Genomic DNA, 20,905 nt, shown 5'->3' on the forward strand with positions numbered 1-20,905 from the left:
ACTTTTAAACTATTAGGTTTTGCTAGTTGTTTCTCTATTAATGTTGGCACAATGAAAAAAACCCACCCCGAAGGATGAGTCTTTTAGCATGCTAGCTATGCAATGTTTTGATCTAGAATTTATATTCTAGACCGCCACCGATAGCAAGTACATCGGCATCGCCACGAGCTTGAACTAGATCAGTAGTATCATCATCATTGTTTCTAACAACGAGAAGACCATTTTCCAAATCAGCAGAGTTTTTGCCGACATAGGCATGCGCAATCATGTTGTCTTTAAACATGTATTTGCCACCTAATACGATTTGATCTGAATCATTGCCACTAAGGCCGCCTAAGTTATCTGTCTTATCATATTGGAGATAGACAGAGGCTGGACGAGCGAAGTTGGTTAAACCCATTTCAGCACTTACGACTAGACCCTTCTCTTCATCATCATAACCATCAAAGTCTACTTGTTGATACAAAGTGCCTAAAGTAACAGGAGCAGCAACGTATTTACTGAGATCGACACTAGCACTGCCACGAAGCATTTCACCATTAGTACTCATGTCTTTGTCATAAGCAACACCAGCAGTAAAGCCCGTACCTGGATCAAACATTAATGAAGCACCAAAGCCACTATCGCGATCATCGCTATCAGTTACAAAAGCTTCATCAGCACTGTACTGTAGTGCAAGCTCTAGCGGTAAGCCACTATACTTAGGCGCAATCCACACGATTGAATTATTGATACGCTTACCATCAGTCAAGGTTAGCGCTTCACTAAGTGTGCCTCCATCACTAAGAGAGCTTGAGCCGATATTATCCCAATAACCTTCATTGACGGTTACGTTGTTAATATAATCAGAGACTGAATAATTGCGACCAAAGCGAAATTGCCCATAGTCTTTATTCTTTAAACCAAGATATGTGTCACGGCTTTTAAAACCAATGTTGCTGCTACCACTGTCATCAATTTTGATACCGTATTCTAATTGATAAATGACATCAGTATTGGCCGTTATCGCCTCAGATCCTTTAAATCCTAGGCGTGAAGAATGCGAGCTGACTTGTACTGAACTGTTATCCTCATTGACATTGATAGCGTCGTTGGGGATATCCATAGACTGGCGATTAAGTTCAGCATCGACATAATTAGTGGTCACGAATGCTTTGCCGTAAACGGTTGGTGTGGCCTGAACGGTAGAAACTGATAGCATTGTAATTGCTGAGGCTAAAAGTAGTTTTTTCAAAGGGTATCTCCACTTTACGATTTGAGTGATAAATTGGCTAAGATTGGCTGGGAAATATAATGGTGTCGTTACAGCCATACTATATAACGAGCTATTAAAACTGTTCAGACCCTAAAGTAGCAAATTCATATTACCGTAAGATGAAAAAATCCAAATTTACACAACTGTAATTATTGAGACAACTGCCATACTAGTCTAGACCTTCCTGTTTTTATCACAAAAAAACCCACCCCGAAGGATGAGTTTTTTAGATTCAAGTTCTAATGTTTAAATTAGAATTTATATTCTAGACCGCCACCGATAGCGAATACATCAAGATCAGTACTACTATCATTGTCTTCAGCTGAGTTGTTACCAACATAAGCATGGGCAATCATGTTGTCTTTATACATGTATTTACCACCTAGAACAACTTGATCTGAGTCGCGGTTGTCAATACCAGCTAGGTTTTTAGTACCGTTATACTGTAGATATACAGCAGCTGGGCGAGCAAAGTTGGTTAGACCCATTTCAGCACTTACAACCAAACCTTTTTCTTTTTCAGAGCCAGCAAAGTCAAAATCAGCTACTTGATACATTGCACCTAGAGTAACTGGCGCTGCCATGTACTTACCTAAATCGACAGTTGCACTACCACGGATAAGTTCACCACCGCTGGTACGAGTAAGGTTTTCGCCACCAATAAGAACTTCCTCATCGGTAATAGCGTCAACAACAGTAGTGCCACCGATAATAATAGGGTTACCATCAGCATTAACAACATTTCTAGTAGAAGAAAGGCTCATATCTTTTTCATAAGCAATACCAGCAGTGAAGCCAGCACCTTGATCAAACATCAATGAAGCACCAAAACCGCTGTTGCGATCATCGTTGTCAGATACAAAAGATTCATCAGCACCATACTGTAGAGCAAGCTCTAATGGTAGGTTATTATATTTAGGTGCTTTCCATACGATTGAGTTGTTAACACGGCCACCATCAGCCATAGTTACAGCATCAAGAACACTACCATCCATATCAAGATTGCTAACGCCCAAGTTATCCCAGAAGCCTTCAGTAACGGTTACGTTATTGATGTAATCAGTAACTGAATAGTTACGACCGAAACGGAACTGACCGTAGTTTTTGTTATCTAGACCAAGGTAAGTATCACGGCTTCTAAAACCAATATTGTCACTACCACTGTCATCGATGTTGATGCCATACTCTAACTGATAGATAACATCAGTGTTAGCAGTCATTGCTTCAGAGCCTTTAAAGCCTAAACGTGAAATATTTGAGTTGACTTGTACAGAATCATTATTTACGTCGTTGTCTGTACCAGCGCCATCACGTTCAACGTCAACATAGTCGGCAGTTACGAATGCTTTACCATACAGAGTCGGCGCTGCATTTGCTGCAGATACAGATAGGGCAGCAACTGCTGTAGCTAAAAGTAGTTTTTTCATGGGGGTATCTCCACTTTACAATTTTAGTAATAAGCTAGCTATTATTAGCTGGTGCTCATAATGGTATCGTCACAAATCCTCAAAGATATAATGTGTAACTGGCTACCGAGATTAGTCAGGAACAAGTGTGGCGAATTTCTATTACCGTAAGATAAAAAAACCATGACTTACATGAATGGGACCGAAAAAGTAACTGCCATGTAAACTTAGGTCTTTATTGCTCTAGTGTGTAACATCCGTTACCAAACTCATACTTCGAGTACAAGCATAACAACTTTGACATAATTTGCAACATCTTTTTTAGCGTTTAATGACAGATTTTAAAAAAAATCAAAGTGAGATTAAATACGACAAATATTCATTAATCTAAATTTAAAAGCATAAAAAACGCCACTAGCCGTTGAAACGACTAGTGGCGCTACTTATGAAGATAATTAGTAAAACTACTTACTCAGAGCTAATTATTGAGGCTCACTAGCTAAAGAAACCTAAATAAATATTTTTAAATTAAGCGTATTTTGATAAATATTGTTTCATTATTGAAGCAATAAAGCTTCATTTCTCTATTTAGTTGAGTTATGCGCCAGCTTTTAGGTCAAGACGTGCTTGATGCAATAATGGCTCAGTATAGCCATTAGGCTGCTCACAACCTTTAAATACCAAGTCACATGCTGCCTTGAATGCGTACGAATGTTCAAAGTCAGTAGCCATCGGCTGATAATCAGCATCGCCAGCATTTTGCTCATCGACGACTTTTGCCATACGCTTCATCGCATCCATCACCTGTTGCTCACTGACTACGTTATGGTGTAACCAGTTGGCGATATGTTGACTTGAGATACGTAGAGTCGCGCGGTCTTCCATTAGGCCGACATCATTAATATCCGGTACTTTAGAGCAGCCAACACCTTGGTTTACCCAGCGTACAACGTAGCCTAAGATGCCCTGAGCGTTATTCTCAAGCTCTTGCTGCTTTTCTTCGTCTGTCCAGTTGGTGTCTTTGGCTAATGGAATGGTCAAAATATCATCTAAACTTGCACGTTTGCGTGACTTTAGACTGTCTTGTACCTCAGCGACGTTCACTTGATGATAATGCATACTGTGTAAGGTTGCGCCTGTCGGTGATGGTACCCATGCTGTATTGGCGCCCGATTGTGGATGAGCTGCCTTAGTGTCCATCATCTCTTTCATCTCATCAGGCTTTGCCCACATACCTTTACCGATTTGAGCATGACCTTGTAGACCAGTCTCTAGACCGATATCAACGTTCCATTGCTCATATGCAGGTTGCCATGCTTGTGACTTCATATCACCTTTACGCACGAATGGTCCTGCATTCATACTGGTATGCATCTCATCACCAGTACGATCTAAGAAGCCTGTATTAATAAAGATAACGCGCTCTTTAGCTTGACGAATGGCTTCTTTGAGGTTGACCGTCATACGGCGCTCCTCATCCATGATACCGATTTTGAGAGTGTTACGATCTAAGCCTAATAAGTCTTCTGAAGCATTGAATAAGTCATTAGCAAACTTCACTTCTTCAGGACCATGCATTTTTGGCTTGACGATATACATTGAGCCCTTGCGGGAGTTTGATAGCTCGTTCCTACCTTTGATGTCATTTAAGGATAGTAACGGTGTAATTAAGCCATCCATTAATCCTTCAAAAATTTCTTCTTGACCATTGCCCAAATCGACCAAGATTGCAGGATTTTGCATCAAGTGACCGACATTACGGATTAATAATAATGAGCGACCTGGCAATATAAGCTTACCGCCTTCTGGTGTGGTGTATTCACGATCTGGGTTTTGTTTCCGAGTACGGGTCTTGCCACCTTTTTCAAAAGTCTCTTGCAAGTCGCCATTCATAAGACCGAGCCAATTGCGATAGACCTCGACTTTTTCTTCTGCATCTACGGCAGCGATAGAATCTTCACAATCTTGAATAGCGGTAATCGCTGATTCAAGCAATACATCTTTGATATTGGCTGGGTCATCTTTACCAACTGGATTATTAGCATCGATTTGGATTTCAGCATGTAAATTATTATTCTTTAACAAAATACCAGTAGGACTATCTACCTCGCCAACATAACCGACAAACTTAGCTGGATCTTGCAGCTGCGTGCTGCTATCACCTTGAGCAATCTCAAGCTTACCATCCACTACTTTAAAGCCAGTAACATCATTATATGAGCCTGATGCTAGCGCAAAGCTATCATCTAGGAATTTTTTGGCATAAGCGACGACGGCAGCGCCGCGAGTAGGATTATAACCACCTGTCGCTTCTTGACCATTCTCATCGCTAATGACATCAGTACCATATAAGGCATCATACAGGCTGCCCCAGCGTGCGTTAGTAGCATTGAGCGCATAGCGAGCATTTCGTACAGGTACTACCAACTGTGGCCCTGCGATATGAGCAATCTCGTCATCAACGTTTTCTGTACTTACTTTAAAATCATCGCCTTCTGGTAATAGGTAACCAATCTCTTGTAAGAATGTCTTATAGGCAGGATAATCAATTTCGCCATCTTTGGCAGGGTTATCTAAATGCCATTGATCAATCTGACCTTGGATTTTGTCACGTTTGGCTAGCAGGGCTTTGTTACGCGGAATAAACTCCTTGACCACCTTTTCAAAACCTGACCAATAACTATCCGAATCAACGCCAACTTTAGGTAGCACTTCATTTTCAATAAAGTCATACATCTGCTGGTCAATTGCAAGAATGCCTTTTTGGATACGATTAGGGTGAGAAGTCTGGCTCATAGTAGTGTCCTTATCTGTTCATGATGGAAGTCAATAATGATTTATTATAGTAACTGGTGAAATTGAGATATGTTTAGCACTTTGCATTCAGTCTAAATGTGAATACGATGTTAAGCGAAGTTGATAAAGCCGAATACAACCCATCTTAACTAGCAATCTAGTAATTTTTTAATAGTTAAGATGAGGTTATCTATATAGTGGCTATATTATCTTTTGTTTCAAAATATCATTAATCGTTAGTATGCTGACATGCATCTGGTAGAGAGCTACACGTCTTTAGCTTATCAGTTAACAATTAATAGTAAGACAAAATAGCTTAGAAGCAAAATATCATCCTACTATCAAATAATAAAATAAACAACAAAAAGGCATTTAGTAAATAAATAACGGGGTTGTATAAAAATGATACTGTATAAGGCACAAGCCCTAAGCATCATAACTAATGTTAGTTGAAGAGATGACTTGAGGGTAAGTATAAACTGTAAGTAATCATTACAGAGTGAAGCAATGCTTAAATGTTATATATCTTGGTAGCCTTCAACTGTTTATAGTATTCTGTGATTATTCATCTCGTAACAGCCTACTGTTATACTACTCACTACTTATAACAATGAGCTAAACCGCCTACTTTTGTATTTTTTAGCCGCTTTCACTGACCACTACTTCCTTTTAATACAGATATATCAGACTATGAATAATCATAATATAAGCCATAAGCCAGCAGTAGAGAATTTAATAGACAATCTATCAAACAGCATAAAAGATAATGACTTGCAGAATGAAGACAGTACCGATATCACACAATTGCGAGCACCTATAAAGGTAGACTTATCCCCTATCTATGCGTTCTTAGGTAGTCGAACTACACAAGCTTGGGTAGATGCTGCTATTGCGAACTTGCCATTGATTATTCAAGACCATGCCAACTGCGAAAAAAAAGCAGCGGGCACTGCGATGAATCTAATATTCCGTTATGAGTTTTCTTACGACTTACAGCGTAAGTTAGCCCAACTGATACGTGAGGAAATGCTGCACTACGAGCAAGTGCTGGGTATCATGAATGATCGCGGTCAAGACTGGAAATATCTAAGTGCCGGTCGTTATGCCAAGGGCATGCTAAGACACAAACGCACCTACGAGCCAGCAGCGATGGTAGATGTCTTGATAATTGGAGCATTTATTGAAGCACGTTCATGCGAACGCTTTGCCGCACTTGCTGAGGTAATCGATGATGAACGCTTGGCAAAATACTATCGATACTTGCTCAAGTCAGAAAGCCGCCATTTTGAGGATTATTTGGCACTGGCGCAATCATTGTCTGACGATAATATTGATGAACGAGTCGCCTTCTTTAAAGAAGTGGAAGCAGAATTAATATCTAGTCCAGATACTGAGCTACGTTTTCATAGCGGTACACCTGCTTAAAAAATCCTTAGAATACTAACTGGTACAAATATGAAAAAATGTTGTAGCCGATTGGAGTATTTGGCTCAATCAGTTACAACATCTTCTTAATTGTGCCTTATATAAAGGTATTTAATTATTTATCATCTTCCATTAGTGGACTGTCATACTGCTTGCTACCTTTAGCAACATTATGCGGATCATGATCGGCACTTTTGCGCTCAGCAGCAGCAGGATTCACTTTTTGCAAAGCATCATCTGGGACGATGCCATTATTATCGTCTGCATCCTTTAACTCATACTCTTTGTCTACTTCACGTTCTTTATCCAGTTCATGTCCTTCATTAATATTGCTATCTTTTGAGATACTCATTAGCGTTCCTTATTACGATAATTACCAGACAAATCAAATAAAAACCATTTTATACAAGATGAATGAAGAGAATAGACAACTGCTATCCCCACCATCTTTAAACTTTAATCTTTTTCATCCGGATTTAAAGTACGTGTTTGTGCATTATCAATATTGGCATATCGATTCATATCAGTAATACCTTCACTTTTAGGTGCTTCACTACGCACAGTATCTTCGTTAATATTTTCGTCAAAAGCATTGCCTTCTTGGTCACGGCGGTCAGGCTGACGTGCTGGATTGTCACCGTCATTAACATGCTCAGAACCGACTATCCCTTCTTCAAAGGTATCAGTACCCTTATTAACAGTAGTATTGGTTTCGACTTCATGACGACTATCGTGAAATTCCTCTTCGCGAGTCATTGCTGTTTTTTCTGCTAACGATTTGCTATCAACATCATTATTATCTAAGCTACTATCCATAATAGGAGTCTTGGTGAGCGCGGGATCTTTAGTTTCCATTAGATTGTCCTTGTTGCCGTATATTATTTAAAGTGTCTTGTTTAGGGTGTTTTGACGTTTGTTATAGCACCAGCATCAAAAGCTATTCATTGCCTTTTTGACTAAGATCGTAGGCATTTAAATCGCCAACATTTTTACCACCTGCTGGCAAATCTTCTTCTTTACGTGGATCAGAATATATCTCATCAGTCTCTTGAGAGTCTTCTATCGGTCCGTCTATTTCTGGCTCGTGCTTACGCCCCGCATAGCTCCCTTTAGGGTTTGGTCGATGCGACACTGTCGGATCATTGACCGAGAGCTTTTTATCATGTCGTTCACGACTGATATCTTTGTCATCCATGTCTTTATTGTTAGTGTCTTTGTAGGTTGTCATAGCGTCTCCCTCGCTGGTATTGCCCAATTTAATTACTTACCTATTTATCAGTACGGACTTCTTCGTCAATAAAAGGTGTCGCCTGCTCTTTAGTCAACTCTTCTGGCATGTTGACTTGCTTAGTCTCTTTTAGATTGTTCTCAATTTGTTCAACACTGGCATTTTCTGCTGCTTGTTTAATATCTGAAGTATCATTTTTGCTAGTACTCATTAGAAAGCCTCTACTATTATTTATGTTTATAAATGAATTTTTTATCTGCTAATTTTAAATGAATCTTACTTATACCAGTATCAATTATAGGTAGATAATGAGCTTCTTCACTAGTGTACTGCAGTATCAATATGTGAATAAATGTGATGTTAAAGGACAGTTTGTAATCCACTATATTAAGCCAGCAGATTATCGAGAGCATGACATTTCTGTATTTTCTTGCATCGTTTGGCATAACTCACGACACGCTGTAGCAAAATTTGCTACCATGTATTTTTAGATTTTAAGACTTACGGTTTATTATTTAGGTAATCAGATTATGGCCAAAAATGCCCTACAAGCTCAACTCTTAAAAGCGGGATTGGTTGATAGCAAAAAAGCCAAGCAATTAAGTAAACAGTCTCAGCATGCCAAACGTACTGGCGATCCATCAACTGTTGAAGCTAAACAAGCCCTAGCAGAAGCCCAAGCCAAAAAAGTAGAAAAGGATCAAAAGCTTAATCAGGAAAAACAGCAAATCTTAGAACAGAAAATGTTAAATGCTAATATCATCCAAATGATTAAACAACATCAGATTAAAGATATACAGGGTGATGTAAGCTACCAGTTTGTTGATCAATCTAAAGTGAAAAAAATTCATATCACTCAAAAACTATATGACCAAATAGTGGCTGGTCATGTGGTTATTGCACGACTGGAAGAGGGTTATGCTCTACTTCCTCGTCCCTTAGCAGATCGTATCGATGCTAAATTAGAAGGGTTTATGGTGGTGTCTAACGATAAATCAGATGTTGAGCTAGCAGATGACGACCCTTATGCAGCCTATGTGATTCCAGACGATCTGATGTGGTAGTCATTAAACTAAAAACCCTTCATAGAATTAAGTAATCTACGAAGGGTTTTTTAGTACTGAGCTTTTACTAAATGAGCTTTTACTAAATGAGCTTTTACTAAATGAGCTTTTACTAAATATGTTGCTCTATATCCAGTTCAAAATAAAGGATATGCTAATCGATGACAGCCTCTAAGATTATTGTTAACTTTTTTCACCGACATGATTGATAGTTTTCAATAAATGCTCTTGTGCAATATGTAGTGGTTCGTCCGCTACTGGCTGAACCTGCTGCCAACGTCCATCGCCATCAAGCGTCCATGCTTGAACGTTATCTTGTAGATAGTTCTGCAAGCCGTCTTGATAAATTTGTGCAAATATCTTTTTATCTTCAATGGGAAATGCGACTTCGACCCGATGGAACAAGTTTCTATCCATCCAGTCAGCACTTCCACAATACATACGTTCGTCGCCATTGTTATAAAAATAATAGATGCGGGTGTGTTCTAAAAAGCGGCCAATGACTGAGCGCACGGTGATATTCTCAGACAATCCCTGTACTTGCGGACGCAGACAACACATCGAGCGCAGGATTAGCTCAATTTTAACGCCTGCTTGCGACGCATCATATAGCCTATCAATCAGTCGACGTTCAGTCAGAGCATTGGCTTTAATGATAATACGCGCACGTTTACCAGCTCTAGCATGTGCAATCTCAGCATCGATAAAGCTCATTAGCTTTTCATGTAAGGTAAATGGCGCATGCAGTAGCTTTTTGAGATTGGCAGGTTTGCCCATACCAGTCAGCTCTTGGAAGATTTTATGCACGTCCTCTGAGATGTCAGGGTCAGCAGTAAATAAGCCATAGTCAGTATAGACCTTGGCATTAGCTGCATGATAGTTACCCGTACCTAAGTGTACATAACGGTGAATTTTTTCATCCTCACGGCGAATAATAAGCATGAGCTTGGCATGAGTCTTATAGCCAACGATACCGTAAACCACGACCGCACCTGCTTCTTGCAGATAGTTGGCAACTGCAATATTGGATGCTTCGTCGAAGCGTGCGCGCAGCTCAATGATAGCGGTGACTTCTTTGCCATTACGAGCAGCGGCGGCCAGCGCCTGTACGATTTCTGAATTGGTGCCTGAGCGGTATAAGGTTTGTTTGATTGCTAAGACTTTTGGATCACTGGCGGCTTGCCATAATAAATTGATAACAGGTGAGAACGCATGAAAAGGATGATGTACCAACACATCCCCTTTACGCATAGCAGCAAACATGCTGGTGCTCTTGTCGAGCTTATCAGCCTCACGGCGGAACGGTTTGGGTACGATGTGGGTGAATGGTTCATAACGTAGCGCTGGAATATTAAAATCAAATAGCAACCGTGTTAAGTTTACTGGTCCATTGACACGATATAACTGATTGTCATGTAGCTCGAATTCATCGAGCAAATAGTCACTGATAGGGGTTGGGCAATCAGTCGTGACCTCTAAACGAACCTTATCACCAAAACGACGGTTTTCAAGCTCACCCTCAAGGGCTTTGGCAATATCTTCGACATCATCCGCCAAGTCCAAGTCCGCATTACGTGTCAACCTGAATTGATGACAGCCTGTTACATTCATGCCAGGGAACAGCTCGCCGATATGCTCATGAATGATAGCAGAGAGCATGACATGATGCTCTTTACCACCAGTCAGCTCATCAGGCAAACGAATAACGCGAGGTAAACTACGCGGCGCTGGCACAATGGCGAGATTAATATCGCGACCAAAGGCATCTTTGCCTTCTAACGTAGCGATAAAGTTAAGGCTTTTATTCACTAAGCGCGGAAACGGGTGCGCAGGATCAATACTAATCGGCGTCAATACTGGCGATACTTGCTCAGTAAAATAACGTTTCATCCATGCTGATTGCTCGGCATTGAGCTCATCGCGTTTTAAATAACGGATATCTTCTTTCGCGAGGGCTGGTAGGATGTCTTCGTTGAGAATACGATATTGTTCATCAATAGCATCGTGCGTTACTGTGGATATCTCGTTGAGAACTTCACTTGGGCGCATACCATGAGCACTGGTAGAGACATCACCAATATTTAGCTTTTGCATAATACCAGCAACACGAATCTCAAAGAACTCATCGATATTGGACGAAAAAATAATTAAAAAGAATAAGCGCTCGAGTAACGGATGACGCGGGCTTGCTGCTTGCGCTAATACCCGTAGATGAAACTGCAATAAAGACAAGTCGCGGTTGATATAACTGCTGGGTGAGTAGCTGCCATCTTCTGAGCGTTGCCACGCAATTTGGGTCAAGTTATCATTTACTATATAAGTTTCTGCATTTTTGAAAGCGCTATCAATTTGAGTGTTCTGATCGTGGTTGCTCTCATTACGGTTGTTAACACTGTGGTTGCTAGCATTGTCACTGCTATTATTAACATCACTGACTTTAGTTTTGTTGACTTCAGTATCACTATTTTGATTCATCTTCGCCTGTGTCATGCAACCACTCCTTATTATAATCCATCATTGTCAATCGCTATCATGCCCTGGCATCCATATTACCGCAACTGCATAAGGCTGCAACTATCTCTCACCTACTCAACCAATATTATTTTTATATACGAACGACTAAACTCTCACTGTTGATGCAATCACTTGTTTTACCTATTAATAGAGCAAATAAATAATAGGGCAAATAAAGTCAGACCATTAACTCGCTTGTGGTAATACCGCATTCTTCATACGTTTTTTGATAATCCGCTGCTTGTTACGTAAGCTTCTATCACCTTGGTTGTCTTCATAGTACTTAGGATTGGTCAGCATCCCGATTAGCAGTGCTGATTCATCACGATTAAGATTGGCAGCGGACTTATTAAAGTAATTTTGAGCAGCAGCTTCAACACCGTAAATGCCGTTGCCAAATTCTGCCACATTTAGATAAGCTGTTAAGATACGCTGCTTGTCCCATATGGTTTCAATCATGACGGTGACAATAGCTTCTTCACCTTTACGAATGTAGGAACGATGTGAGGTCAAAAATAAATTCTTTGCTAACTGCTGAGTAATCGTTGAGCCACCAGCAGACATCTTACCTGTTTCTTCGTTTTTCTTGCGTGCAGCCTCAATACCTTTAAAATCAAAGCCATTATGTTGACTAAAAGTTGAATCCTCACTGACAATCGCCGCTTGCTTAGCAGATTTAGCAATGTCGTCATATTCTACCCAAGTCTGAGTGACCGTGCCGCCTGTAAGTCGGTGAGTTAGCATAAACATACTGTTATTAATTGGCTGGGTTTTCCAAATTAATAGTAGTCCAGCTACTAATACATGGAATGCTACGACTAACAACATTAATGCCAGTAATAGTCGTTTAATAAATTTGCCAAAACTTGCCATGCGCAAAGTATCCGAATAATTAAAAATAATAAAAGTTGTCAGCTAATGATAAGCAGCAGGCTATCTTACCTAATCTCACAATCGCTGTCATTATTTACCCCATTTCTTTATCATGTGATGATCTCTAAACAGTATTCACTTTTTATCTAGGTATTTAAGGCTGGTACTTTATAATAGGTATTAAAAGAAGAGAATAAACATGCATAATGACAATAATATAACTGCCTTGCGCGCACGTATCATTGAAGCGAGCCCAAATCTTTGCAGCGATGAAAATTTTGATAACTGGTGGCTACTCGGTACCTCTGGCTGTCATCTGTGTGAAATCGCTGAGCAACTTATAATGCGCTTTCAAAGCGTACAACCTATCGAATATCAGCATGTTGATATCGCAGAATTTGATGAAGATCTGATGATGGAGTTTGCCACTACCATCCCCGTAATTCTGACGCCATCAAAACGATTAGACTATCCATTTTCAGTCATGGATTTGCAGCAGTTACTATAAATCTCTTGTTACTTTTACCTTCAAGCCTACTGTTAATAACACTCTGAAAATCAGCTACTATTTTATTTGTTTCAGCCTTGATTATTTACTAGTATAAAATTCAAACTTTTGCTATTTTGACTAAATGGTCAAGATAGTAAATTGACTAGATAAGGATTATCACCATTTGAGATTATAAACCTAGCCCTACGATCAGTCCGATATTGACTACGGATCTGAACATTTATCGATAAGGATTGTTGATAATGTATACTTTTTTGGCCCTCGCACCAATTTTAGTCGTTTTAGTTTTGCTGGTAGTGATGCGCCTACCGGCAAAAATATCTATGAGTGTTGCCTATTTAGTGACCGCTCTTTTAGCCTTGTTCGTTTGGCAAGCGAGTGGTGCCCAAGTAGCAGCAGCTACTACAAATGGCATCATCATCGCTCTCACGCTTTTATTCATTGTATTTGCCGCTATTTTATTATTGAATACGTTAAAAGAAGGCGGCGCTATTGTCGCTATTCGTAAAGGCTTTATGGATATTTCGCCCGATAGACGCATTCAAGCGATCATTGTCGCTTGGTTATTCTGCTCGATGGTAGAAGGTTCCTCAGGATTTGGTACGCCCTCTGCTATTGGTGCGCCGCTATTATTGGCTTTAGGTTTTCCGGCCATGGCCTCTGTTATGGCAGTTCTCATTATTCAATCAACACCCGTATCATTTGGTGCTGTTGGTACCCCCATATTACTCGGTGTTTGGACGGGTATCAACGATAAGCAAGATATTACACAGGCCATTGCGCCACTTTCTGCGGAGAACTATCTACTACAAATCGCTGGTAACGTTGGTCTTATCCATGCGCTAGTGGGCTTTTTAATTCCGCTAATTTTAAGTGCGTTCTTAACCCGATTCTTTGGCGAAAAACGCTCCTTCGTTGAAGGACTAAAAGTATGGCCGTTTGCAATATTTGCCGGTCTCAGCTTTACTATCCCTTACTTCTTAGTAGCCAAATATCTAGGTCCTGAATTCCCATCGCTCGTTGGTGGTTTTATCGGTCTAATGATTGTACTGCCTGCCGCGAAACGTGGCTTTTTGATGCCAAAAGATACTTTTGACTTTGCACCACGTGCCAAATGGGACAAGGACTGGCTCGGGTCACTTGATGAAGAAAAATATGATGATTCGATTGCACCAAAATTTTCTTTAATTCGTGCGTTTTCCCCTTATCTCATCGTTATCGCTCTATTAATTATAACTAGGGTCGTTGCACCGCTTAAAGCATTTTTGACTGGTGAATTGACTACGATTGAATTTAGCAATCTCTTTGGTACGACTATTTCTAGTAAAATACAGCTTGCTTACTCTCCTGGAGCGATTCTAATTATCAGCTCTTTATTGTGCATCTTATTGTTTAAAATGAACGGTCAAGCCGTTAAGCGCAGTTGGAGTAATTCGGCGAAGACCATGGTTGCCGCCGCACCAGCTTTGCTATTCTCGGTGCCTATGGTACAAGTATTCATTAATTCAGGCTCAGCCGCTGAAGTTGCTACTGCGCTACCGGCTATGCCAATATTACTGGCTGAAAGTGCGGCTGGTGCGTTTCAAAATGCATGGCCTCTAGTATCGCCGTGGATCGGAGCGATGGGCGCTTTCATTGCCGGATCAAATACGGTTAGCAATATGATGTTCTCGTATTTTCAATGGTCAACTGCTAGCCAAATCGGTCTCGATAGTAATCTTGCAGCGCAAGTTGTCGCTCTGCAAGCGGTCGGCGGTGCCGCTGGTAATATGATTGCCGTGCACAATGTGGTCGCGGCTTGTGCGGTAGTCGGTCTGATGGATAAAGAAGGTTATGTTATACGAAAGACATTGGTGGCAATGACTTATTATGTGATACAAGCTGGTTTTATCGGTATGGCTATTATCTTCGGTCAACTATGGTGGTGGGCTTTAGCTGTGATTTGGCCGATAGCATTCTTTAGTATCATGTCGCTGACAAATAGAAAACGAGTCGTTAGTTAATATTGCAAGGTTACATGAATCACTAACCAAGTTATATATATTGATTATCAACACTTAATATGACGCTATTAGATTGTTTCTGATAGCGTCATATTGGTATTATAGTTTCTATATTATGATTATGAACCACATATTATAAACGCTATTTTACCGATACTTTAGCTTAGCTATTTAGCTATACAGGAAACCTCCATGAAAGACTTGAGCAAAGTTACCGAAATTGAAGATCTGCGCCGTGTTGCCGAGCGCAAAATACCGCGTATGTTTTACGATTATGTCGATTCAGGCTCATGGACTGAAACCACTTACCGTAATAATGAGACGGACTTTGATCGTATTAAGTTACGCCAGCGGGTATTGGTAAATATGGACAATCGTAGCCTTGCGACGCAGATGATTGGCGAACAAGTCAAAATGCCAGTTGCGATTGCACCAACTGGTTTTACTGGCATGATGTGGGCGGACGGCGAGATTCATGCGGCGCGGGCAGCAGAGAAATTTGGCGTGCCTTTTTCACTATCAACCATGAGTATCTGCTCTATTGAGGATGTTGCTGAAAATACCAGTGCGCCGTTTTGGTTTCAGCTCTATGTCATGCGTGATCAGGACTTTATGGCCAATCTTATCCGCCGTGCCAAAGCGGCAAATTGTTCCGCGCTCATTTTGACAGCTGATCTGCAAGTACTTGGTCAACGTCATAAGGATATCAAAAACGGTCTATCCGCGCCGCCCAAACCAACCCTCGCCAATATCTTAAATCTAATGACCAAGCCAGAATGGTGTCTAAATATGCTTGGTACCAAACGTCGTACTTTTGGCAACATCGTCGGACATGCCAAAAACGTCGCTGATATGTCCTCACTTTCAGCATGGACAGCAGAACAGTTCGACCCGCGTTTGAGCTGGGATGATGTCGCACGTATCAAAGATGCATGGGGCGGCAAGCTAATTATAAAAGGTATTATGGAGCCTGAAGATGCTATCTTGGCTGCCCGTAGTGGTGCGGATGCATTGGTGGTCTCAAACCATGGTGGCCGTCAATTAGATGGTGCGCCCTCCTCAATCTCTGCTTTGAGCGATATCGTGCAGGCGGTTCATGCCGAAAATAGTGATATCGAGGTGTGGCTCGATAGTGGTATTCGCTCCGGTCAAGATGTCTTAAAAGCCATCTCTTTAGGTGCAAAAGGCACTATGATTGGGCGAGCTTTCTTGTACGGGCTAGGTGCTTATGGTGAAGATGGGGTGCGCCGTGCGCTTGAAATTATCCATAAAGAATGTGATATCAGTATGGCATTCTGTGGTCATACTGATATTAATCAGGTGACGGATGATATTTTAGTCAAAGGGACTTACGAGCAGCTCAAGTCGGCATTACCTTATGTCCCACCAATGCGCTGGTAGATTTTAGTTTTACACAAGTAGATTTATATTCGACAACTTTGTCTATCTAACCGTTAGCCCTTATACTCTATCTATCATCTTTCACTGATATTTAGCTTTTATGACCATTAAACAACTTCTAAAAACAGCGCCCGTCACCACTCTACTCTTAGTCAGCTTTATTGGACTATTTATCATGCAAGTGCTGACAGGCGTCGATGCCAATAATCCCTCGACTGAAGCCCTGCTCAATTGGGGCGCTAATGCCCTGCCCTTAACCATGACTGATGATCCATGGCGACTGGTCAGCAGTGCGTTTTTGCACATTGGCTTGATGCATTTATTGTTTAATGGCTTTGCCATGTACTTTTTTGGGCAAATTGCGGAGCCGATGTTTGGCTCAGCTAAATTTTTGGCATTGTTTTTATTGGCGGCAATCGGTGGTAACTTACTTAACAATCATGTGACGTGGCAAGGTATTTTAGATGGTACTGGACAACCAGGACTATCGGCTGGCGCATCTGGTGGTATCATGGGTATCGGTGGCGCACTTTTAATAGCCGCGCTGTTTAAAATATCTGTTAATGGCATGGTGCTCAATTTAAGAAGCCTGATATTTATTATGGGTATCAACCTTGTATATGGCTTTGCGGTACCGGGCATTGATAATGCAGGACATATCGGCGGCGCTATTACTGGCTTAGTAATTGCACTGGCTTTTGCTATCGCTTACCGTCAGCGTATGGCGATTGCTCTACAAAACGTACCTAACATTCCTATTTATCAGAACCGTTATCAAACTGATTACCCAAATGACTATCAGACCAGCTATATCGATCATCCAACGAGTAGCGATACTGACGTTAATAACAATGATTTTAATGTCGGTCTTAATAGCGGATTCAATAGTGATACTTATTCTGATAATGGCACTTATGCAAATTCAGACAGGAACATTAACGCCGCTCATGCCGATGTTACCGAACAAAAAACGCCTGCGAAACCTGCTTTTATTTGGCAGCTACTACCATGGATTATGATGTTGTTGATAAGCATTGGCTTCGTCTGGTGGTGGCAAGATATTCATCAACAAATCTTACAAGTATTAAAAACCATTGAGTAAACTGTCATACTTATTTATCATTGCTAAATAGCTCATGAAAACAGCATATTCGTTTATTTTTCCCTACTCACTTTTTTCTACCCAATTATTACCACTCACTTATGAGATTCAATTATGTTCAAACTTGCAGCGCTCTCTAATAACTCTAAGCGCGCCTTGCTTAGTACTTTAACGGCTACTGCACTATTTAGCGTGGCTAGCTTATCCAGTGCAGCACTTTTTAACAACCTACCTACTGACCAAGACGCTGAATTAAGCGTTGGCGTCAATGTCATGGCGGTCAACTCAGCCTATGATTTGGAAGATAACACCGAGATTCGGGTATTGCCGGGCGTGTTCTATGACAATAATAGAGTCTATGCGCGCGGTGCTCAAGCTGGTGTTTACCTTCACAATGACGGCACCAATCAGCTGTCTGCTTACGCTCAATTATCAGGTTCAGAATTTGATCCTGAAGATGCGAATGGTGCGCTTCAAGGTCTGGACGAGCGTAAAACCTCAGCCGTTGCCGGTTTAACTTATCTACGCCGCACCCCTATTGGCGGCTTCCGTGGGCAATTTGCCACTGACATTCTAGATCGTAGTGGTGGGAATACTGCTCGCTTGACGTATCTGGCAAAAGTTACTAAAGGCAAGCTAACGGTCTATCCGAGTGTTGGCTTTGAATATTATGATGCTGACTATAATGAATACTATTATGGTGTAAGTGATGAAGAGTCGGCAAAAACGGGTGTTGAAGCTTATACCTCTAATTCGAGCTTGAATCCGTACGTCAATGTTAGTGCCAACTATGACTTCAGTGAAAACTGGGCAGGATTTTTTAATCAAAGCTTAAGCTACTTGCCTAACGAGCAATACGATAGTCCAATGGTTGACTCGCGTACTGATGCAACGACAACGCTTGGTTTGCTTTATAAGTTTTAGAGTTCTTGAAAATGTGATAGAAAAAGCCGAGCATTTTGCTTGGCTTTTTTATTGTGTTAATTCGTTGATATGAGACACTAGCCTATCATATAAATTCCAGATTTGATTTTATATATAGGATTGCACCATTATGTTCCACACTACCCTTTGGATGATTGGAGCACTCACCTCATTTTGTTTAATAGCCATTGGTGCTCGTGAGCTGAATAGTCAAATTGGTGTTTTTCAGATTTTATTCTTCCGAAGTATCGTAGGCTTGCTAGTATTATTGCCAATAATATTTTTATCAAATTTTTCATCAAAAAAGAGCAACTTTTTATTCCCCAAGCGTATTAAATTACACTTAGTGAGAAACTTATTTCATTTCACGGGGCAATATGGATGGTTCTTAGGTATAGGACTACTGCCATTAGCGACCGTTTTTGCTATCGAATTCACCGTACCTTTTTGGACGATAATCATCTCGTATCTCTTCCTAAAAGAGTCTATAACTGTAAAAAAAGTTATTGCCGTATTACTAGGCATTCTTGGGGTAATAGTCATCGTTCAACCTAGCTTAGATGTCGCTCACTATGCGTCATTAATAGTTTTAGGTGCAGCCATTTGTTATGCCTTTTCCCATGTGGCTACAAAATCGTTATCTAATACTGAAAGCCCAATCACCATCATTTTTATGATGTGTTTGATACAAGCGCCTTTAGGATTGCTTTTATTTATAGAAGGATGGACAACGCCAGTAGGTATTCAGTGGCTATGGCTCGTAATCATAGGTGTAACGGCACTATCGGCACATTATTGTATGACCAAAGCCATGCAACATGCAGAGGTTACATTCGTGGTCACTATGGATATGTTTAGATTGCCGCTCATCTCACTCATTGGCGTACTCTTATATGCTGAGCACTTTAGCGTGGCTTTGATACTTGGTATGCTGCTAATAGTCGCTGGTAATTCAGTAAATATCTATGGTAAGAAAAAAAGATCTTGAAATTCTATAGACCAGCTTCATATATACAGTAGGTTAAATACACAGTGAACAATCAAATATAAGGAGACTGTTATGAGTAAACTAATCACACGCAACTCTATCTTTGACAACTTCTTTGATGATATGGCACCGAGCTTTTTGATGCGTCCATTGCATGGTGATGCACTGCCTAGCGCCAACCAAATCAAGATTGATGTCAACGAAAAAGACAATAAGTTTTACGTCAATGCTGAGATTCCTGGCGTCGCTAAAGAAGACATTGATTTATCCATTACTGGAGATATTGTCTCTATTAGCGCAGAAATCGAACAAAAAGACGAGCAAAAAGAAGGCAATAACGTACTACGCAGTGAGCGTTACTTTGGCTCGGTCTCACGTAGCTTCCGGTTGCCAGATAAGGTAAAAGTCGATGAGGCAGAAGCGTCATATGAAAATGGCGTATTGCAGTTGGTACTGCCAAAAGAGACCGGCTCAGATCGTAAAAAGCTTGAGATTAAATAAATTTTAGTCAAGCTTTAGTGAAAACTTGAGTAAGTTGTTAAAGGCGTATGAGCGATTCATACGCCTTTTTTTATTTTGCGGAACTATTATAGGCTAAAGAAGTAAATTGGATAGTTTCATTAAACCTTAGCAGAGATTAGAGACTAGACATAGCAAACCGACTTACCTCTTATCAAATTGATAGATTATACTATCGCCAATGAAATCTATCTAATATATTTCTAGAGCTTGTAGGGTGCGTTCCACGCACCGATTGTAGAGATAGCTTTTAATAATGGTGCGCGAGGTGACACCCTATATTTAGCTTATATTATAGATATTATGTTATTAACTTTTTTCAATTATACCCCGATCAATAATGTAGTTCCAAACCGTGCCTAGTAGTAATGCTAGATATGAGCAAATCCAGATTCCAGCGCCCCATAGCTTTAACTCAATATCAGAGTCATAAACTCCTTTATCACCTGTTGCCACAATTTGTGTGATAAATAAAGATGAGAACCCGAGTATAAAAGTAAAAGCTGCTAACTTAATTGGATTTTTTTGACGATTAATCATATAAATAGAAAACAAGAATGTAATGTTGCTATAAGCTTGAAATATTAAACCAAGCCAGCCAAATATAATACCTAAAACTAGAGTTTCATAGCCAAAGTATATTTCATTATCATAATGTAGAGCTGGTAAACATAAAGATATGAGCCATAAATATGGAGCTATTTTTATTAATAATTGTGGTGTTGAGTTAGCATTTTTAGAACACATTGGTTATCCTTAATATATGTTTAAAATAGCACCTACCCTATTTGCTAATTTTAAATATACCTAAAAGACCAATCATAATTTGCGAAAAAAACGTGAATTTTGTTTTTAAATAGCGAGTTATTAATCTCTTATTGTTCTTACAGCTAAAA

19 protein-coding genes are annotated in these 20,905 nt (G+C 40.3%); 9 read left to right on the forward strand and 10 right to left on the reverse strand.

Going from position 1 to position 20,905, the window contains the following annotated elements; all coding sequences use genetic code 11:
• Positions 1 to 112: 112 nt before the first annotated feature.
• The 3 genes from AK823_RS09765 to AK823_RS09775 form a co-directional block, all read right to left on the reverse strand.
• Entirely contained in the window at positions 113 to 1,234 is a 1,122-nt protein-coding gene (locus tag AK823_RS09765) for a porin (protein ID WP_068328662.1), read from the reverse strand.
• 272 nt (positions 1,235 to 1,506) lie between these two features.
• Positions 1,507 to 2,682: a porin gene (locus AK823_RS09770; RefSeq protein ID WP_068328665.1), complete on the reverse strand. Its 1,176-nt coding sequence runs from the start codon at positions 2,680 to 2,682 to the stop codon at positions 1,507 to 1,509.
• Positions 2,683 to 3,258: 576 nt separating this feature from the next.
• Positions 3,259 to 5,457 (reverse strand): malate synthase G, encoded by a 2,199-nt coding sequence (locus AK823_RS09775; RefSeq protein ID WP_068328668.1) that lies wholly within the window; start codon positions 5,455 to 5,457, stop codon positions 3,259 to 3,261.
• Positions 5,458 to 6,147: 690 nt separating this feature from the next.
• On the opposite strand from AK823_RS09775, the gene AK823_RS09780 reads away from it, so the two are divergent.
• On the forward strand, positions 6,148 to 6,882 hold the full coding sequence (locus AK823_RS09780; protein ID WP_203226556.1) for a tRNA-(ms[2]io[6]A)-hydroxylase: 735 nt from the start codon (positions 6,148 to 6,150) through the stop codon (positions 6,880 to 6,882).
• A 115-nt stretch (positions 6,883 to 6,997) separates the two neighbouring features.
• Here the strand turns inward: AK823_RS09780 and AK823_RS09785 are convergent, their stop codons facing one another.
• The 4 genes from AK823_RS09785 to AK823_RS14155 form a co-directional block, all read right to left on the reverse strand.
• The gene (locus AK823_RS09785) at positions 6,998 to 7,234 is read right to left on the reverse strand and encodes a hypothetical protein (protein ID WP_068328671.1); all 237 of its coding nucleotides are present in this window, start codon (positions 7,232 to 7,234) and stop codon (positions 6,998 to 7,000) included.
• Between the two features lie 104 nt (positions 7,235 to 7,338).
• Positions 7,339 to 7,737, reverse strand: a complete 399-nt coding sequence (locus AK823_RS09790; protein ID WP_068328675.1) for a hypothetical protein — start codon at positions 7,735 to 7,737, stop codon at positions 7,339 to 7,341.
• A gap of 82 nt (positions 7,738 to 7,819) precedes the next feature.
• Complete coding sequence (locus AK823_RS09795; protein WP_068036880.1) at positions 7,820 to 8,110, reverse strand: hypothetical protein; 291 nt, start codon at positions 8,108 to 8,110, stop codon at positions 7,820 to 7,822.
• A 40-nt stretch (positions 8,111 to 8,150) separates the two neighbouring features.
• Positions 8,151 to 8,321 carry a hypothetical protein gene (locus AK823_RS14155; protein WP_203226557.1) on the reverse strand — a complete coding sequence of 57 codons (171 nt, stop codon included), beginning with the start codon at positions 8,319 to 8,321 and terminating at the stop codon, positions 8,151 to 8,153.
• A gap of 319 nt (positions 8,322 to 8,640) precedes the next feature.
• Here AK823_RS14155 and AK823_RS09800 point away from each other — a divergent pair, with 319 nt between their 5' ends.
• Complete coding sequence (locus tag AK823_RS09800; RefSeq protein WP_068328679.1) at positions 8,641 to 9,174, forward strand: DUF2058 domain-containing protein; 534 nt, start codon at positions 8,641 to 8,643, stop codon at positions 9,172 to 9,174.
• 183 nt (positions 9,175 to 9,357) lie between these two features.
• Here the strand turns inward: AK823_RS09800 and ppk1 are convergent, their stop codons facing one another.
• On the reverse strand, positions 9,358 to 11,664 hold the full coding sequence (gene ppk1, locus AK823_RS09805) for a polyphosphate kinase 1 (protein ID WP_228138842.1): 2,307 nt from the start codon (positions 11,662 to 11,664) through the stop codon (positions 9,358 to 9,360).
• A gap of 210 nt (positions 11,665 to 11,874) precedes the next feature.
• Positions 11,875 to 12,561: a monofunctional biosynthetic peptidoglycan transglycosylase gene (mtgA, locus tag AK823_RS09810; RefSeq protein WP_068036887.1), complete on the reverse strand. Its 687-nt coding sequence runs from the start codon at positions 12,559 to 12,561 to the stop codon at positions 11,875 to 11,877.
• Positions 12,562 to 12,760: 199 nt separating this feature from the next.
• Between mtgA and AK823_RS09815 the strand changes: the two genes are divergently transcribed.
• The 7 genes from AK823_RS09815 (at position 12,761) to AK823_RS09845 (ending at position 19,991) form a co-directional block, all read left to right on the forward strand.
• On the forward strand, positions 12,761 to 13,069 hold the full coding sequence (locus AK823_RS09815; protein WP_068328682.1) for a glutaredoxin family protein: 309 nt from the start codon (positions 12,761 to 12,763) through the stop codon (positions 13,067 to 13,069).
• 245 nt (positions 13,070 to 13,314) lie between these two features.
• A complete protein-coding gene (locus AK823_RS09820; RefSeq protein WP_068328684.1) occupies positions 13,315 to 15,075 on the forward strand; it encodes an L-lactate permease in 1,761 nt (586 codons plus the stop codon).
• 192 nt (positions 15,076 to 15,267) lie between these two features.
• Positions 15,268 to 16,476, forward strand: coding sequence for an alpha-hydroxy acid oxidase (locus tag AK823_RS09825; protein ID WP_068328687.1), 1,209 nt, complete (start codon positions 15,268 to 15,270; stop codon positions 16,474 to 16,476).
• Positions 16,477 to 16,576: 100 nt separating this feature from the next.
• Positions 16,577 to 17,578 (forward strand): rhomboid family intramembrane serine protease, encoded by a 1,002-nt coding sequence (locus AK823_RS09830; protein ID WP_068328691.1) that lies wholly within the window; start codon positions 16,577 to 16,579, stop codon positions 17,576 to 17,578.
• 114 nt (positions 17,579 to 17,692) lie between these two features.
• Entirely contained in the window at positions 17,693 to 18,502 is an 810-nt protein-coding gene (locus tag AK823_RS09835) for a MipA/OmpV family protein (protein ID WP_068328694.1), read from the forward strand.
• Positions 18,503 to 18,632: 130 nt separating this feature from the next.
• Complete coding sequence (locus AK823_RS09840) at positions 18,633 to 19,490, forward strand: DMT family transporter (RefSeq protein WP_203226558.1); 858 nt, start codon at positions 18,633 to 18,635, stop codon at positions 19,488 to 19,490.
• Between the two features lie 72 nt (positions 19,491 to 19,562).
• Entirely contained in the window at positions 19,563 to 19,991 is a 429-nt protein-coding gene (locus AK823_RS09845) for an Hsp20/alpha crystallin family protein (RefSeq protein ID WP_068036903.1), read from the forward strand.
• 327 nt (positions 19,992 to 20,318) lie between these two features.
• Here the strand turns inward: AK823_RS09845 and AK823_RS09850 are convergent, their stop codons facing one another.
• Complete coding sequence (locus AK823_RS09850; protein ID WP_068328703.1) at positions 20,319 to 20,756, reverse strand: hypothetical protein; 438 nt, start codon at positions 20,754 to 20,756, stop codon at positions 20,319 to 20,321.
• Positions 20,757 to 20,905 lie beyond the last annotated feature (149 nt).

It is taken from the genome of Psychrobacter sp. P2G3, assembly GCF_001593285.1.
GTDB lineage: Bacteria > Pseudomonadota > Gammaproteobacteria > Pseudomonadales > Moraxellaceae > Psychrobacter.